The organism is Micromonospora sp. NPDC052213, assembly GCF_040679695.1.
GTDB lineage: Bacteria > Actinomycetota > Actinomycetes > Mycobacteriales > Micromonosporaceae > Micromonospora.
The window spans coordinates 91,929-108,761 of sequence record NZ_JBFAVI010000004.1 but is presented as its reverse complement, the minus strand read 5'-3'; the positions used below and the strand labels follow the sequence as shown (position 1 = coordinate 108,761).

The window sequence follows — 16,833 nt, the reverse complement described above, 5'->3', positions numbered from 1 at the left end:
GAGTTTGTTGTGCTGCTGGGGCGGGCCGGGCGCCTGTGGGGCCGGCGCGTCCAGGGTGTCCCAGGTGAACTCGGGCAGCCGCGACGAGACCGGCGCGGGGCGGTTCAGTGGCCCTCGCCGCGCGGCGGCTGCGCGGCGACGAAGGACGCGTCCTTCTCCACCTTGCCGATCTTCGAGGCGCCACCGGGCGAGCCCAGGTCCTCGAAGAACTCGTAGTTGGCGCCGGTGTAGTCCTTCCACTGCTCCGGGACGTCGTCCTCGTAGAAGATCGCCTCGACCGGGCAGACGGGCTCACAGGCACCACAGTCGACGCACTCGTCGGGGTGGATGTAGAGCATCCGGTTGCCCTCGTAAATGCAGTCGACCGGGCACTCCTCGATGCATGCCTTGTCGAGCACATCCACGCACGGCTCGGCGATGATGTAGGTCACCGGTCTTCTCCTCCGCAAGACACGCCGCGATCACCCGCGACGGTAAGAGCCTAGTATCTCGCCGGGGAGGGGGTCGATCGTGCTCCGACAGCAGGATGTGGGACACCGGATCGTGGTTCGCCGGATTGTGGGGATTCGCGAAGGCCGACCCCTCTTCTCGGACGCCCTCGGCGAGCTGGTCGAGCTGAGCGAGACCCATCTCACTCTCGCCACCACGCAGGGCCGGCTCCGGGTCCCGGTGGCCGAGGTGCACCGGGCCAAGCGGGTGCCGCCGACCCGCCGACCCACCGCCGCGGCCGTGACCGAGTTGGAGCTGGCCGCCGACGAGGCGTGGCCCGCCGCCGTCCGGGGTCGGCTCGGGGACTGGCTGCTGCGCGCCGCCGACGGCTGGACCGGCCGGGCCAACTCGGCGCTGCCGGTGGGCGACCCGGACCGTCCGCTGCCCGCCGCGCTCGACGCGGTGGAGCGCTGGTACGCCGACCTCGGCCAACCGGCGCTGGTCAACACCCCGCTGCCGCTCGCCGCCCCGGTCGGCGCCGAGTTGGACGCGCGGGGCTGGGGCAGCGGCCCGCCCGTGCTGGTGCAGACCGTGCCGCTGGCGGGACTGTCGCCGGCAGCCGCCGGGTCACCGCCGGTCGAGCTGGCCGCCGCGCCGTCGGACGACTGGCTCGCCGTCGTCGCGGGCAGCAAGGGCGGCCTGCCGGACGCCGCCCGGCACGTGCTCACCGCCGTGGGGCAGGTCCGCTTCGCCCACGTGTACGCCGACGGCGCGCTGGTCGCCGTCGGCCGCGGCGCGGTCACCGGCTCGGGGCGCTGGCTCGGGCTCAGCGTGATCGAGGTGCGACCCGAGGCGAGGCGGCAGGGCCTGGCGGGCCGGGTCATCCGCGCGCTCGCCGACTGGGGCGCCGCGACCGGCGCCTCGCGCGCCTTCCTCCAAGTCGAGCAGCGCAACACCCCGGCGGTGGCCCTCTACCGGACCCTGGGCTTCACCACCCACCACACCTACCTCACCCGCACCGCCCCGCGCTGACCGCACCGCCCTCCGCCGCGTACGGGAGGCGCGCCCGATCCCCGGCCCCGCCCCCTCGGCGGGGCCGGGCCCCGGCTGTGAGGGCAGCTCGACGGGGCCGAACAGGGGCATGGTGCCGCCCCGGCCGGCCCGGCCGGTCCCGGCGCGCGCCCGTGGATCGGAGCGGCGCGCGGGTCAGCGGCGGACGACCTTGCGGGGCTTGGTGGCCTTCAGCTCGGCGTACCGCTTGAGGGACTGCGAGCGGTGGTCGAGGCCGAGCGCCGTGAGCAGCAGGTAGCCGAGCAGCACCCCGACGCCGGTGGCCGCGAGGTAGAGCCAGATCTGGGCGAAGAACGTGCCCGCGCCCCCGCCGAACGGGTTCTCCCCGACCAGCAGCGGCCCGACCAGCACCGTCAGCAGCAGCGCGACGCCGACCGCGGCGGCCATGTCGGACCCCCAGGCGGCGACCGGCCGACGTTTGCCCCAGAGGAAGGCGACCACGGCCAGCACCAGCCCGATCACCGCGAACATCCCGAGCGACACCCGGTCGGCGGCGGTGGTGTCGTCGCCGTCGAAGCCGAACCGGATGACCAGCCGGGCGACCACGTTGACCCCGAACAGCGCGACCGCGAGTATCCCGATCGCGCGCCACCGCTCCCTCATCGCACGCCTCCCGCCGTACCGCCCGCCTCCGCGGCGGGCTTCCTGGCAGGAATGTCTACCACCGGAACCTGGGTGTCGTCAGTCCCCCGGACGGACGGGCGGCTGCGCCAGGACCTGCCGGAAGCCCATCACCGCGAAGGTCATCGCGCCGGCCACGATCATCGCCAGGCCGACCCAGTTGTCGCCCGCGACGAGCAGGTCCCCCTCGGTGGTGCGGACCGCCGCGACCGCCATCAGGACGAACCAGGGCAGCGCGGGCAGCGCCACCGCCCAGCGGCGGCCGACCGCCTCGTGGGCGAACCAGCTCAGCGCGATGTTGGCGGCGACGGCGAGGACCACCGAGACGCCGATCAGCTGCCCGCCGACCCGGAGCGTGGCGAGCAGCAGCTCCAGCACCGCGGTCAGCACCCCGCCGAGGACGGCGACCAGCCCACCGGCCACCCGCAGGGCCAGGTCGAGCAGCAGCCGGGACCGGCCGGGCGGCGGTGGCGGGGCGCTCTCCTCGGGGACGACCGACATCGGCGCGGCGGGCAGCGTCACCGGAGGCCGGCCGCCCCGACCGGGGACCGGTCCGGGCCGTCGGCGACGTCGAGCCCGGCGAAGAGGTCGTCCTCCCAGCCGTACGGCCCGCTGCCCGGGCCCTTCTCGCCCACCGCGAGGGTGTAGTACTCCACGCCCATGAACTCGCTGCCGAAGTTGCCGGCGATCGAGTAGAGCCAGGAGGTGTCGGGGATCTGGGTGGCGTGCGCGCGCATCGCCGCCTCCTTGGCGGCGTGCTGGTCGGTGGCGTCGATCCGCGCCGCGATCTGCGCGTCCGGCGTGCAGAACGGCAGCTCGGTGGCCTGGTCGATGCCGGCGAAGGGGTTGTCCGACGAGCCGCCGAAGTGCTCCATCCCGGCTTCCAGGACGCTCTGCGGCATGGCCGTCCAGTAGACCTTGGCCGGGGCGATGCCCTCGGCGCGGGCCAGCTCGACGGCGCGCATCGTCACCCGGTGCGCCTGGATGTGGTCGGGGTGCCCGTAGAAGCCGTTGTCGTCGTAGGTGACCACGACCTGCGGGCGTACCTCCCGCATGACCTCCACCAGGTGGCCGGCGGCCTCGTCGAGGTCGGCCTGCCAGAAGGCCCGGGGGTGCTCGTTGGTGGCGAGCCCCATCATGCCGGAGTCGCGGTAGCGGCCGGCGCCGCCGAGGAAGCGGTGGTCGGTGACGCCGAGCGCGGCGCACGCGGCGTTCAGCTCGGCGATCCGCCACCCGCCGAGCTGGTCCGCCTCGGCGGCGGCGAGCTGGGCCAGCGCCGGCACGTGGATCTCGCCCTCCTCGCCGAGCGTGCAGGTCACCAGGGTGACGTGGGCACCGGCGGCGGCGTAGTGCGCCATCGTCGAGCCGGTGCCGATGGACTCGTCGTCGGGGTGCGCGTGGACCAGCAGGAGGCGGCGGTCGGGCAGCGTCGTCACGGTGGTCACTCTATCCGGCGGTTCTCCTCCGCCGGCCGTGACGCGTCCACGCAGGTCGGCCACATCACCCCCGGCGCCGCTCTACGATCTGGCCTGTGGACTTTCCGGAGCTGGCCGCCCGCACCCGCCGGTTCAGCCGCGGAGCGCCGCGCGCGGTCACCGTGGCCGACGACGGCTCCCGGGTGGTCTTCCTGCGCTCGGCCGGCCCGGAGGACCCGGCCGACGCGCTCTGGCTGCTGGACGTGGCGACCGGCGAGGAGCGGCTGGTCGCCGACCCGGCGGCGCTGCTCGGGGCGGACGCCGACGCCGACGCGCTCAGCCCCGGCGAGCGCGCGCTGCGCGAGCGGCTGCGACTGAGCGCCTCCGGCATCGGCTCGTACGCGCTGGACGCCGCCGGCCGGGTGGCGGTCTTCGCGCTGGCCGGGCGGCTGTTCCGGGCCGACCTGGTGCACGGCGACGTGGTCGAGGTGGCCACCGTCGGCCCGGTGCTCGACCCGCGGCCCGACCCGACCGGGCAGCGCCTGGCGTACGTGACCGACGCCGCCGAGGGGGTCCGCCGGGGTCAGCTGCGGGTGGTCGAACACGACGGCACGGACACCCTGCTGGCCGGCGAGGACTCCGGGGTGACCTGGGGGTTGGCCGAGCACATCGCGGCCGAGGAGTTCGACCGGTTCCGCGGCTACTGGTGGGCGCCCGACGGGCGCTCCGTGCTGGCCGCCCGGGTGGACGAGTCCCGGCTGGACCGCTGGCACCTGCACGACCCGGCCGACCCGGCGAGCCCGCCGACCACGGTCGCGTACCCGCGGGCGGGCGGCCCGAACGCCGAGGTCAGCCTGCACCTGCTCGACCTCGACGACGGCTGGGTCGACGTGCACTGGGACCGGGAGACCTACCCGTACCTGACCGCGGTGCACTGGGCCGACGGTGGGCCGCTGATCACCGTGCTGCGCCGTTCCCAGCAGCACGGCCTGGTGCTCGCGGTCGACCCGCGTACCGGCGAGACGCAGGTGCACGCCGAACTGGCCGACCCGCGCTGGGTGGAGCCGATCCCCGGCACCCCGGCGCACCTGCCGGACGGTCGGGTGCTGGTCGGCGGGGAACTGGCCCACGACGGGTACGACGCCCGCTGCCTCTTCGCCGACGGGACCCTGCTCACCCCGCCGTCGCTCTACGTGCGACGGGTGGTGGGGCGGCTGCCCGGCGGCACCGGCCCGGCCGACCTGCTGGTGGAGGCGAGCGACGGGGAGCCGAGCGAGCGGCACCTGTTCCGGGTACGCACCACGATCGGCGGCGGCGTCGACGCCCGCCGGATCACCACCGACCCGGGCTGGCACACCGCCGCCGTCGGCGGGGACGTGCTGGTGGTGGGCAGCGCCTCGCTCGACCACCCGGGCACCCGGTGGACGGTGTGGCAGGGCGAGCGCGAGGTGGCCGTGCTGCGTTCGCTCGCCGCGACCCCGCCGTACTCGCCGCTGCCGCTGCTGGAGCGGGTCACCGACCGGCGGCTGCCGACGGCGGTGCTCTATCCGGACAACTACGTCACCGGGCGGCGGCTGCCGGTGCTGCTGGACGTCTACGGCGGCCCGGGGCACCAGGAGGTGCTCGCCGCCCGCTCGGCCTGGCTGGAGCGCCAGTGGTGGGCCGACGCCGGCTTCGCGGTGGTCACCGTCGACAACCGCGGCACCCCGGGCGTCGCCCCCTCCTTCGAGAAGGCGATCCACCGGCGGGTGGCCGACGTCGTGCTGCTCGACCAGGTGGACGCGCTCACCGCGTTGGCCGGCAAGCACCCCGACCTCGACCTCGGCCGGGTGGCCGTGCGCGGCTGGTCGTTCGGCGGCTGGCTGGCGGGGCTGGCGGTGCTGCGGCACCCGGAGCTGTTCCGGTGCGGCATCGTCGGGGCGCCGGTCACCGACTGGGCGCTGTACGACACCGCGTACACGGAGCGCTACCTGGGCCTGCCGGAGGACGGCACGGACATCTACGCGCACCACTCGCTGGTGGAGCTGGCCGGCGAGCCGGTGGCCGATCCGGAGTCGGCCCGGCCGCTGCTGCTGGTGCACGGCCTGGTCGACGACAACGTGGTGGCCGCGCACACCCTGCGCCTGTCGGCGGCGCTGCTGGCGACCGGCCGGCCGCACTCGGTGCTCCCGTTGACCGGGGCCACCCACATGGCCGCCGGCGGCACCGCGGAACGCCTGCTCAGGCTGGAGCTGGACTTCGTCCGCCGGCACCTCTGACGGCCGCCGGGCACGGGCCGGGACGGCCGGACCGGTGCCGGCGGGCCAGCGGCGTGGCAGGCGGCGCCGGACGCGCGGAGGCCCCGGTCGACGACGCTGTCGACCGGGGCCCGTCCGTGGGGTTGGTGCCTGAGGGTTACTGCTTGACGTACGCGTTCACGAAGGCCGGGTAGCCGAAGACGCTGGAGACGAAGACCCCACCGGCCTTGGAGCCGTGCACCAGGTAGGCCACGTCGACGAAGAGCGGCACGACCGGGGCGTGCTCCTTCATGATCCGCTCGTCGAGCTTGGCCCACTCCGGGCCCTGCTCACCCGGCGGCAGGGCCAGGATCCGGTCGAACTCGGCGTTGATGGCCGGGTCGTTGAAGAACGCGCTGTTGCTGTTGCCCTCGGGCTTGATGGTGCGGCCGTCGTAGAGCACCGGCAGGATCGAGGCGCCGCTCGGCCAGTCCGCCGCCCAGTTACCGATGTACAGGTCCCAGGGGTTGTCCTTCTTCTTGACCTCGTCGAGCTTCGAGTCGTCCGGGATGTTCCGGACGGTGATCTTGAAGCCGGCCCGCTCCAGGTTGCCCTTGAGCTGGGTGGCGATCTGCTGCTCGCTCGTGTTGTCCGCGACGCCGAGGACCAGCTCCGGCGTCTGGCCGCCGAGCAGCTCCTTGGCCTTGTCGACGTTGCCGTTGGCGCCGGCCGGGTAGGCGTCGTACGCCTTGAAGCCGATCGTGGACGGCGGCATCAGCGTGGTCATCGGCGAGGCGACGGTCTGCCCGCCGACCGACTTGATCAGGCCCTCGCGGTCGATGGCGTAGTTCAGCGCCTGGCGGACCTTCAGGTCCTTCACCCGCTGGTTGTTGATGACGAGCTGGTTGGAGCTCGGCGTCGGGGAGAGGATGGTCCGCTCCTTGAGCGCCGGGTCGTTGGCGACCTTGGCGACCAGCGAGGCGGGCACGTAGTTGAAGGCGACGGCGCTCTGGTCGGCGCCGTTGTCGGCGATCACCCGGTTGTTCGCGGCGTCGGCCGTCGCGCCGAAGCTCCAGACGAACTGGTCCGGGTACTGGTGCCGCACCGGGTCGGTGTTCGGGTCCCAGTGCGGGTTGCGGTCCAGGGTGATCTGCACGCCGACCTGGTTCTTGGCGATCTTGTAGGGACCGGACGAGAACGGGTGGTGGTCCAGGTTGACGCCGGTGTCCTTGTCGGCCGGCAGCGGCGCGGTGGTCGGCAGCGAGACCGCGAACGGCAGGTCACAGCGGGGCTTGGCGAACTCGAAGCGCAGGGTCTTCGCGTCCGGGGTGCTCAGGCCCGGGGGCAGCGAGGTCTTGTTCTTCTTGAAGTCCCACTTGGTGTCGAACTGCGGGCTGTCGGCCAGCCACTCCTGGATGTAGGTGGGGCCGCCCGACAGGTCCGGGTCGAAGGAGCGGGCGATGCCGTACGCGATCTCCTTGGAGGTGATCGGGCGGCCGTCCTCGAACTTGACCCCGTCCTTGATCTTGAATTCCCAGACCTTGCAGTCGTTGTTGACGTTGGTGCCCGGCGTCTCGGCCAGGTCGCCGACGAGGACCAGGCCGCCCTTGCCGTCGTCCTTCCACGTGGTCAGGTAACGGGAGAACAGCGGCGACGTCATCAGGCCGGCGAACGAGTACGTCCGCTGCGGGTCCAGGTGGGAGATGGGGGTCTCCCGGATGATGGTGAAGGTGCCGCCCTTCTGGGCGCCCGGCACCTCGGCCGCCGGACCCATGGAGTCCTTCGGGTCGGTCGCGATGACCCCGGTCTGCTGCCGGTTGGTGTCCACCGTGGTGCCTTCGCCCGTGTTCTCCGAGCACGCACCCAATGCCACAACCAGTGCGATCGCGCCGCCTGCGGCGGCCGCCACGCGTGGTCGCATCTCCTACCTCCTCCACCCAGGTACCGCCGGGCGTGAACGCCGACGTCCCGAGGATCGTAAAGAAGAAAACCTACGAGTTGTGTAACAGTTGTCGATAAATTTCACCGCCGTCCGACCGGCGGACGCCCGGGGCGGGCGCGCCGGCCGGGACGGGCGGGTCACCCGAGCCGTACGCGGGGGTCGATGGCGGCGTAGAGCAGGTCGACCAGCACGTTGGCGATCACCACGAAGACCGCCGAGATGAGCACGGTCGCCATGATGGTGGGCAGGTCGCCGGCGCGCACCGCCTCGACGGCGGTCCGCCCCAGCCCCTGGATGCCGAAGGTGGTCTCGGTGATCACCGTGCCGCCCAGCGCCGCCCCGACGTCCAGGCCGGCGATGGTGACCACCGGGGTGATCGCGGCGCGCAGCGCGTGCCGCCCGTACACCTTCGGTTTCGCCAGGCCCTTCGCCCGCGCGGTGCGCACGAAGTCCTCGGAGAGCGTCTCCAGCATCTGCGCCCTCGACAGCCGGGCGTAGATGGCGGAGAAGAGGAAGGCCAGCGCGACCCAGGAGAGCACCAGGCCGCTGGCCCACTTCAGGGGATTGTCGAAGATCGACGTGTAGCTCGGCACGGGCAGCAGGCGCAGGTTGTAGACGAAGACCAGCAGCAGCACCGCGCCGACGAAGTAGAGCTGGAGCGAGGCGCCGGTCAGCGAGAAGCCGATCGCGGCCCGGTCGAGCCAGGTGCCCCGGCGCAGCGCCGAGACCATGCCGAGGCCGACGCCGAGCAGCAGCCAGAGGATCGCCGCCGGGATCACGATGCTCAGCGTCACCGGCAGCACCCGGGCGATGGTGTCCAGCACCGCCTCGTTGTTGACGTACGACCAGCCCAGGCAGGGCGCGTCGCACCGGCCGCCCTGGGCGCTGCCCAGGTCCCGCCCGGTGAAGATGCCCTTCATGTAGCCGGCGTACTGGGTGATCAGCGGGTCACGCAGGCCCAACTCCTCGCGGACCCGCTCCAGCCGCTCGGGGTTGCAGTTCTTCGGGCACATGCCGCTGACCGGGTCGCGGGGCAGCGCGAAGAACATCAGGAAGGTCAGCACGCTCACCGCGAACAGGGTGAGCACCGCGGAGAAGATCCGCTTGATCAGAAAACGCGCCATCGGATGCCCCCTACCGGGACGACTTCGGGTCGAGCGCGTCGCGCAGCGCGTCGCCGAAGAGGTTGAACGCGAACACGAGCGCGAAGATCGTGATGCCGGGGAAGAAGACGAACGCCGGGTCGGTCTGGAGGTAGTCCAGGCTCTGGTAGATCATCCGACCGAAGCTCGGCGTCTCCTCGGTCAACCCGACGCCGATGAACGACAGTGCGGCCTCGCTGGTGATGAACTGCGGCACCGCCAACGAGAACGACACCAGGATCGGCGCCCAGATGTTCGGCAGCAGTTGCCGGAAGAGCATGTGCGCCAGCCCGGCGCCGCTGGCCTTGGCGGCCTCCACGAACTCCCGCTCGCGCAACGCGATCACCTGGCCGCGGACCAGCCGGGCGGTGCCGGTCCAGCCGAAGATCGCGAAGACGGCGATCAGCACCCCGACCCCGAAGGCGGGCGAGACCGCGTCCCGCTCGCCGTAGAAGCGCAGCGTCAGGGTCGGGGTCAGGGCCAGCGCGATGATCAGGAACGGCATGGCCAGGGTCAGGTCGGTGATCCAGTTGATCACCGCGTCGAGCCAGCCGCCGAGGTAGCCGGCGAGCGCGCCGAGCGCGATGCCGATCGCCGCCGTGATCACCGCCGCCGCGAAGGCGATCAGCAGTGAGGTACGCAGGCCGTACACCAGCCGGATGAAGATGTCCCGACCGAGGTTGGGCTCCAGCCCGAAGAAGTGCTCCCCCGACACGCCACCGGCGTAGCCCAGCGGCATGCCGAAGCCGTCCAGCTTGGCCTGGAACTGGTCGCGCGGGCTGATCCCGTAGAACGCCTCGATCAGCGGCGCGGCGAGCGCCACCACCACGAAGAAGACCAGCATCGCCCCGCTGACCATCGCCGTCCGGTCGCGGCGCAGCCGGAGCATGGCGAGTTGGCCGGGCGACCGGCCGACGAAGCCCTTCTCCTTCGGCGCGTCGGCGCCGCCACCCGAGTCGATCTCGGCCAGCGCCACGCCCTCCACCGGGGACATGCTCATCTCGACACCTCCTCGACGCCCGCACCCGTGCCCGCCGGCTCGGCGCCCGCGTCCGCCGGCTCGCCGCCCGCGCCGTCCGCCGGCTCGGCGGCCGACGTCGCCGGCTGCCCCGCCGGGGCGGCCTCGACGGGCCCCCGCTCCGGGAAGTGGCAGGCCGCGGCCTGGCCTCCGCCGTCGCGGGGCACCAGCGCCGGCTCCTCGGTGGCGCAGATGTCCTGCGCCTTCCAGCAACGGGTGCGGAACCGGCAGCCCGACGGCGGGTTGAGCGGGGTGGGCACGTCGCCGGCCAGCCGGATCCGGCCGGCCGGGCCGAGCTTGGTGACGTCCGGGATCGCCGAGAGCAGCGCCCGGGTGTACGGGTGCTGCGGGCGCTCGTAGATGTCGTCCCGGTCGCCGATCTCGACGATCTTGCCGAGGTACATGACGGCGACCCGCTGGCAGAAGTGCCGCACCACGGCCAGGTCGTGCGCGATGAAGACGAACGCCAGGCCCAGGTCGCGCTGCAGGTCACGGAGCAGGTTGACCACCTGCGCCTGGATCGACACGTCCAGGGCGGAGACCGGCTCGTCGGCGACGATCAGCTTCGGCCGCAGCGCCAGGGCGCGGGCGATGCCGATGCGTTGACGCTGGCCGCCGGAGAACTCGTGCGGGTACCGGTTGTAGTGCTCCGGGTTCAGCCCGACCAGCTCCAGCAGCTCCTGCACCCGGGCCTTGATCCCGCCCGGCGGGTCGATCCCGTTGACCTGCAACGGCATCGCGACGATCCGGCCGACGGTGTGCCGGGGGTTCAGCGAGGCGTACGGGTCCTGGAAGATGATCTGGAGGTCCTGCCGCAGCGGGCGCAGCTCACGCCGGCCGGCGTGGGTGATGTCCCGCCCGGCGAACTCGATGCTCCCCGCGCTGGGCTCCAGCAGGCGGACCAGCATCCGGCCGGTCGTCGTCTTGCCGCAGCCGGACTCCCCCACCAGACCGAGCGTCTCGCCCGGGCGCACGTCGAAGTCCAGCCCGTCCACAGCCCGTACCAGGCCCGTGCTGCGCAGCCCGCTGCGCACCGGGAAGTGCTTGGCCAGCCCGCGCACCCGCAGCAGCGGCTCGACCGTCTCCACACTCATCGGGTCCCACCTTCGTTCGCGACTGCGGGACTCCGCTCCGCTGCATTCCTCGCGCTCACCGAGCAACCCTTGTTCGCGACTGCGGGACTCCGCTCCGCTGCGTTCCTCGCGCTCACCGAGCAACCCTTGTTCGCGACTGCGGGACTCCGCTCCGCTGCATTCCTCGCGCTCACCGAGCAACCCCCACGTGGGCGATGTCCTCCGCGTACAACCGGGTCCGGTCGTCGGCGGAGAGGTGACAGGCCACCAGGTGGCCGGGCGCGCCCGCCGGGCGCAGCTCCGGGACCTCGGTGCGCGAGCGGTCGCCGTTGCGGCCGGCGTACCGGCAGCGCGGGTGGAAGGCGCAGCCGGGCGGCAGGTTGATCAGGCTGGGCGGGTTGCCCTTGATCGGCACCAGGTCCGCGTCCGCGTCGCCGTGCAGGGAGGGCACGCTGGAGAGCAGGCCCCAGGTGTACGGGTGCTGCGGTCGCCGGAGCACCTGCTCGACGCTGCCGTGCTCGACGGCCCGCCCGCCGTACATGACCAGCACCTCGTCGGCGACCTGGCTGACCACGCCCAGGTCGTGCGTGATCATGATGATCGCGGAGTGGAACTCGGCCTGGAGGTCGGCCAGCAGGTCGAGGATCTGCGCCTGCACGGTCACGTCCAGGGCGGTGGTCGGCTCGTCGGCGATCAGCAGGTCCGGGTCGTTGACCAGCGCCATGGCGATCATCGCCCGCTGTCGCATGCCGCCGGAGAACTCGTGCGGGTACTGGTCGAAGCGGCGGGCCGGCTGCGGGATGCCGACCCGGCCCAGCATGTCCACCGCGCGCTGGCGGGCCTCGCGCTTGCCGGCCTTCGGGTGGTGCACCCGGTACGCCTCGGCGATCTGCCTGCCCACCGTGAAGTACGGGTGCAGCGCGGACAGCGGGTCCTGGAAGATCATCGCCATGTCCCGGCCGCGCAGCCGGCGTACCTCCTCCTCCGGCAGGCCGACCAGTTGGCGCCCGCCGACGGAGATCTCCCCGGTGATGGTGGTCCGCTTGGCGTTGTGCAGGCCGAGGATGGCCAGCGAGGTGACGCTCTTGCCCGAGCCCGACTCACCGACGATGCCGAGCGTGCGCCCCCGCTCCACCGCGAACGACACCCCGTCGACCGCGCGCACCACGCCGTCCTCGGTGTCGAAGCGGACCCGCAGGTCGCTCACCCGCAGGTACGGGTCCTGGCCGGAGCGCTGCTCCGGCACGCTGGGGCGGCCCGGTTCCCCGGACGACGCCGACTCCGGACTGTCCACGACCGCCTCCCTCAGTGACGAAGAGAACCTACAGGAAATCACTGAGGGTGAAAATAAGCTACATAAACGAGGGCTGTCAGCGGGCCACAGCGTAACGACTCTGCAACGGGCTCCGACACCCCCACCAGCACATCCAGGTCGAGCGGTCGGTGACCAGGGCCGGCGACGAGTCGGAGCTGACCGAGCCCGTACGGGCCACGATCCGGCCGGAGGACCTGCTCGCCTGACGGATGTCGGTGGACTCGCCTAGGGTCGGGCGCATGAGCGAGCTCCAGCGAGCGATTCATCAACGCAGCCCGGTGGTGCCTCATGACGGCACAGAGCGCGGCGACGTGACGTCGTGACCGAGTTCGACGCGGCGGCCGCCGCGGTGCAGGCCGCGCTCGACGCGGGAGCCCGGTACGCCGACGCCCGGGTGATGCACCGCCGCTACGAGTCCATGTCGGCCCGCAACGGCGACATCGAGGAGCTGACCCAGGACGAGAGCATCGGGCTGGGCGTCCGCGCGCTGGTCGGGTCGAGCTGGGGCTTCCACGCCGTACCGGACCTGTCGGACGCCGCCGCCCGCGAGGCCGGCCGGCGCGCCGCGCGGATCGCCGCGGCGAGCGCGCGGGTCCCGGGGCCGCCGATCGACCTGGTGCCGGCCGCGGCGGTGACCGCGAGCTGGGCGTCCCCCTGCGTGGTGGATCCGCTCGGCGTGCCGCTCTCCGACAAGGGCGACCTGCTGGTCGGTGCCACGCGGACGATGGCGGAGCACGGCGCCGACGTGGCCGAGGGCCTCTACCAGGTCTGGGACACGGCCAAGTGGTTCGTCTCCAGCGAGGGGCACCGGATCGACCAGCGGATCCGCGAGTGCGGCGGCGGCATCTCCGCCACCGCCGTCGGTGACGGGGAGACCCAGCGCCGCTCCTACCCGAGCTACCGAGGTCAATACGGCACCACCGGCTGGGAGCTGGTCACCTCGCTCGACCTGGCCGCGCACGCGGCGCGGATCGCCGAGGAGGCCCGGGCGCTGCTCACCGCGCCGCCCTGCCCCGCCGGCGAGACCGACCTCATCCTCGGCGGCGAGCAACTCGCCCTGCAGATCCACGAGTCGGTCGGGCACGCCATCGAGCTGGACCGGATCCTCGGCTGGGAGGCCGCCTTCGCCGGCACCTCCTGGTTGGACCTGGCCCAGCTCGGCTCGCTGCGCTACGGCTCCGAGCTCATGAACATCACGATCGACCCCACCATCCCCGGCGCGCTCGGCAGCTTCGGCTTCGACGACGAGGGCTCCCCGGCCGTCAGGCGCGACGCGGTGCGCGAGGGGCGTTGGGTGGGCGTGCTCGCCGGCCGGGACTCGGCCGCCGTCGCCGGCCTGGACCACGGCGGCAGCGTACGCGCCGACGGCTGGGCCCGGCTGCCGATGGTGCGGATGACCAACGTGGGCCTGGAGCCCGGCCCGCACACCCTGGAGGAGATCGTCGCCGCCACCGACGACGGGGTGCTGATGGACGTCAACCGCTCCTGGTCGATCGACGACAAGCGGCTCAACTTCCAGTTCGGCTGCGAGATCGGCTGGGAGGTGAAGAAGGGCCGGCGCGGGCGGATGCTGCGCAACCCCACCTACACCGGCATCGGTCCCCTCTTCTGGCGCTCGATGGACATGCTCTCCTCGGAGACCGTCGCCTGGGGCACGCCCAACTGCGGCAAGGGCCAGCCCGGCCAGGTCGGCCACACCGGCCACCCGGCCGCGCCGGCCCGCTTCCGCAACGTCCGGGTAGGAGTTCGTGCGTGAGCGCGAGGAATGAGCGAGCGCAGCGAGCGAGTCCCGCAGCCGCGAACGAAGGCGACACGGTGAGCGCGAGGAATGAGCGAGCGCAGCGAGCGAGTCCCGCAGCCGCGAACGAAGGCGACACGGCGAGCGCGACGAACGAGCGAGCGCAGCGAGCGGTCCCGCAGCCGCGAACGAAGGGGGTGCCGCATGAGTGAGCTGGAGATCGCCGGTCAGGTGGTGGAGCTGGTCCGCCGGCTCGGCGGGCCCGACGCGCAGGCCGAGGTGGTGGTCACCCGGGCCGACCTGGCGCTGACCCGGTTCGCCAACTCGTTCATCCACCAGAACGTGGCCGAGTCCGGCGTCGAGGTCCGGCTGCGGCTGCACGTCGGCGGGCGCACGGCCGCCGGCAGCGGCAGCGTGGTCACCGCCGACGGGCTACGCGCGCTGGTCGAGCGCACCCTCGCCGCGGCGCGGCTCTGCCCGCCCGACCCGGCCTGGCCGGGTCTCGCCCCGTCGGCGCCGGCGCCCACCGCCGCGACCTTCGACGAGGCCACCGCGTACGCCGAGCCGGACGAGCGGGCCGAGCTGGTGCGCGCGTTCGTGGCGGCGGCCGGCGGGCTGGAGGCGGCCGGCTACTGCCGCACGGCGCACCGCTCCTCCGCGTTCGCCAACTCGGCCGGGCACTCCGCGTCGGGCCGCGCCGCCGAGGCGGCGATGGACGGCATCGCCCGCACCGGCGGCTCCGACGGCGTGGCCCGGTTCTGCGCCGACCGGCTGGCCGAGATCGACGGCGCCGCGCTCGGCGCCCGGGCCGCGGCCAAGGCGCGCGCCGCGGCCGACCCGGTCGAGTTGCCGCCCGGCCGCTACGAGGTGGTGCTGGAGCCGGCCGCCGTCGCCGACCTGCTCCAGAATCTCTCCTGGTTCGGCTTCAACGGCAAGCGGTACGCCGAGCGGCAGTCCTTCGCCGAGCCGGGGGCGTCCCAGTTCGACCCGGCGGTCACCCTGGTCGACGATCCGCTCGGCGGCTCCGGGCTGCCGTTCGACGTCGAGGGCACGCCCCGGCGCGCCGTGACCCTGGTCGAGGCGGGCACCACCCGGGCGGTGGCGCACGACCGGCGCACCGCCGCCGAGGCCGGCGCGGCCTCGACCGGGCACGCGCTGGCCGGTGCCGCGACGTGGGGCCCGATGCCCCGCAACCTGCGCCTGCACGCGGCCGGGCCGACGGGTGCCGGAGCCACGGGCGGCGGGCCGGCAGCGACGTCGGGCGCCGACGCGACGGGCTCCGCCGGGCCGGGCACGGCGGGCGCGGGCGGCGGCGTGCCGGGTGCGGTGGTCGACGGGGACACCGCCGGGCTGGTCGGTCGGGTGCGGCGGGGGCTGCTGGTCAGCGACCTCTGGTACACCCGGGTGCTCGATCCGAAGAGCCTGGTCGTCACGGGCCTGACCCGCAACGGCGTCTGGCTGGTGGAGGACGGCGTGGTGACCCGGGCGGTCCGCGACCTGCGCTTCACCGAGTCCTACCCCCGCGCCCTCGGTCCCGGCGCGGTGCTCGGCGTCGGCAGCCGGGCGGTACGCCAGCCGGACCGGACGGACGGCGTCTGGTGGGAGGCCCCGCCGCTGCGACTGGCCTCCTGGAACTTCACGGGCGGCGCCTCCGGCTGACCCGCGGCCCGCTGCACGGATCGGAGCCCGGCCCGGCGGGCCCGCTCCACGACGGAGCCCGGCGGCCCGCTCCACGACGGACTCCGGGCCGGCGACGCTTCCGGGTGAGTCGCGCGCGTACGCCGGACAGGCGACCGGTGAGGTTCTTAACATCCGGACATCGATCATCGTTCGGGGCTTTCCACCGGCCGGGACACACGGGACACTGCCTTGCGCGGACGGCCCGCAAAGATCGGCGTAACGTGTGTCACTTAGCTGCGCCGTATCGCCGGCGCGGTCGTTGGTGTGCGCATGACGTGGCAAGCGGGTGCGGGTTCGCCGGTCCGCGTGCCGACCGGAAGCTGATCGCCCGCGCGTGCGGGCCCCGTCAGGGAGACGACTCGAATGACATCAACGGCAACGAGGCCGCGGGGAGCGCGGGCACGCGCCGCCATCGCGGCGAAGACGTTGCGTACCGATCGCTGGTGGCTCGCCCCGCTGCTCACCGTGATCGGGCTCGGCGCGTGGGTCGCGTACGCGACGGTCCGGGTCTTCATGCACGACTACTACTGGGTCGACGCGTACCACTACCTGACCCCGTTCTACTCTCCGTGCGTCACCGAACGGTGCGTCGAGGGCTCCTCGCACTTCGGCAGCTTCCTGCCCGGCTGGTGGATCATCCCGGACGCCGCGCTGACCCTGCCGTTCCTGCTGCTGTTCCGCCTCACCTGCTACTACTACCGCAAGGCGTACTACCGGTCGTTCTGGCTGTCGCCGCCCGCGTGCGCGGTGCCGGACGGGCACCAGTCCTACGGCGGCGAGACCCGGTTCCCGCTGCTCGGCCAGAACCTGCACCGCTACTTCTTCTACGCCGCCGCCGTCATCTCGCTGATCAACACCTGGGACGCGATCCTGGCCTTCCACTCGCCGAAGGGCTTCGGGTTCGGTCTGGGCAACATCATCCTGCTCGGCAACGTGGTCATGCTGTGGGCGTACACGATCTCCTGCCACTCCTGCCGGCACATCATCGGCGGGCGGCTCAAGCACTTCTCCAAGCACCCGGTGCGCTACCGGGCCTGGACCTTCATCTCCGCCCTGAACGTCCGGCACATGCAGCTCGCCTGGATCACCCTCGGCACCCTGGCCCTGACGGACTTCTACGTCATGGCGGTCGCGGCGGGCTGGTTCAACGACCTGCGGTTCATCAACTAGAGG

At 73.0% G+C, this 16,833-nt stretch carries 14 protein-coding genes; 5 read left to right on the top strand and 9 right to left on the bottom strand.

Annotation, left to right across the window (positions count from 1 at the left end):
* Positions 1-104: 104 nt before the first annotated feature.
* Positions 105-431, bottom strand: coding sequence for a ferredoxin (gene fdxA, locus AB0L34_RS02430; protein WP_089005361.1), 327 nt, complete (start codon positions 429-431; stop codon positions 105-107).
* A gap of 79 nt (positions 432-510) precedes the next feature.
* On the opposite strand from fdxA, the gene AB0L34_RS02425 reads away from it, so the two are divergent.
* Complete coding sequence (locus AB0L34_RS02425; protein WP_363701213.1) at positions 511-1,461, top strand: GNAT family N-acetyltransferase; 951 nt, start codon at positions 511-513, stop codon at positions 1,459-1,461.
* 174 nt (positions 1,462-1,635) lie between these two features.
* Here the strand turns inward: AB0L34_RS02425 and AB0L34_RS02420 are convergent, their stop codons facing one another.
* From AB0L34_RS02420 to mshB, 3 genes are all read right to left on the bottom strand, one after another.
* A complete protein-coding gene (locus AB0L34_RS02420; protein WP_350703886.1) occupies positions 1,636-2,103 on the bottom strand; it encodes a hypothetical protein in 468 nt (155 codons plus the stop codon).
* Positions 2,104-2,181: 78 nt separating this feature from the next.
* Positions 2,182-2,622, bottom strand: coding sequence for a hypothetical protein (locus AB0L34_RS02415; RefSeq protein ID WP_357455686.1), 441 nt, complete (start codon positions 2,620-2,622; stop codon positions 2,182-2,184).
* Between the two features lie 17 nt (positions 2,623-2,639).
* Positions 2,640-3,566: an N-acetyl-1-D-myo-inositol-2-amino-2-deoxy-alpha-D-glucopyranoside deacetylase gene (gene mshB / locus AB0L34_RS02410; RefSeq protein WP_363701211.1), complete on the bottom strand. Its 927-nt coding sequence runs from the start codon at positions 3,564-3,566 to the stop codon at positions 2,640-2,642.
* An 86-nt stretch (positions 3,567-3,652) separates the two neighbouring features.
* On the opposite strand from mshB, the gene AB0L34_RS02405 reads away from it, so the two are divergent.
* The gene (locus AB0L34_RS02405) at positions 3,653-5,794 is read left to right on the top strand and encodes a prolyl oligopeptidase family serine peptidase (RefSeq protein WP_363701209.1); all 2,142 of its coding nucleotides are present in this window, start codon (positions 3,653-3,655) and stop codon (positions 5,792-5,794) included.
* A 136-nt stretch (positions 5,795-5,930) separates the two neighbouring features.
* Here AB0L34_RS02405 and AB0L34_RS02400 read toward each other — a convergent pair whose 3' ends face one another.
* From AB0L34_RS02400 to AB0L34_RS02380, 5 genes are all read right to left on the bottom strand, one after another.
* On the bottom strand, positions 5,931-7,673 hold the full coding sequence (locus AB0L34_RS02400; protein WP_363701207.1) for an ABC transporter substrate-binding protein: 1,743 nt from the start codon (positions 7,671-7,673) through the stop codon (positions 5,931-5,933).
* A 158-nt stretch (positions 7,674-7,831) separates the two neighbouring features.
* Positions 7,832-8,818 carry an ABC transporter permease gene (locus AB0L34_RS02395; protein ID WP_357694413.1) on the bottom strand — a complete coding sequence of 329 codons (987 nt, stop codon included), beginning with the start codon at positions 8,816-8,818 and terminating at the stop codon, positions 7,832-7,834.
* A 10-nt stretch (positions 8,819-8,828) separates the two neighbouring features.
* Positions 8,829-9,836, bottom strand: coding sequence for an ABC transporter permease (locus AB0L34_RS02390; protein ID WP_363701205.1), 1,008 nt, complete (start codon positions 9,834-9,836; stop codon positions 8,829-8,831).
* Positions 9,833-10,948 (bottom strand): dipeptide ABC transporter ATP-binding protein, encoded by a 1,116-nt coding sequence (locus AB0L34_RS02385; protein ID WP_363701203.1) that lies wholly within the window; start codon positions 10,946-10,948, stop codon positions 9,833-9,835. Before AB0L34_RS02385 ends, AB0L34_RS02390 begins: the two co-directional genes overlap by 4 nt.
* Before the next feature lie 169 nt (positions 10,949-11,117).
* Positions 11,118-12,173 carry an ABC transporter ATP-binding protein gene (locus AB0L34_RS02380; RefSeq protein WP_350704163.1) on the bottom strand — a complete coding sequence of 352 codons (1,056 nt, stop codon included), beginning with the start codon at positions 12,171-12,173 and terminating at the stop codon, positions 11,118-11,120.
* 388 nt (positions 12,174-12,561) lie between these two features.
* Here AB0L34_RS02380 and AB0L34_RS02375 point away from each other — a divergent pair, with 388 nt between their 5' ends.
* From AB0L34_RS02375 to AB0L34_RS02365, 3 genes are all read left to right on the top strand, one after another.
* Positions 12,562-13,998, top strand: coding sequence for a TldD/PmbA family protein (locus AB0L34_RS02375; RefSeq protein WP_363701201.1), 1,437 nt, complete (start codon positions 12,562-12,564; stop codon positions 13,996-13,998).
* A 186-nt stretch (positions 13,999-14,184) separates the two neighbouring features.
* Positions 14,185-15,639 carry a metallopeptidase TldD-related protein gene (locus AB0L34_RS02370; RefSeq protein WP_363701199.1) on the top strand — a complete coding sequence of 485 codons (1,455 nt, stop codon included), beginning with the start codon at positions 14,185-14,187 and terminating at the stop codon, positions 15,637-15,639.
* Between the two features lie 384 nt (positions 15,640-16,023).
* Positions 16,024-16,830: a hypothetical protein gene (locus AB0L34_RS02365; RefSeq protein WP_350703904.1), complete on the top strand. Its 807-nt coding sequence runs from the start codon at positions 16,024-16,026 to the stop codon at positions 16,828-16,830.
* Positions 16,831-16,833 lie beyond the last annotated feature (3 nt).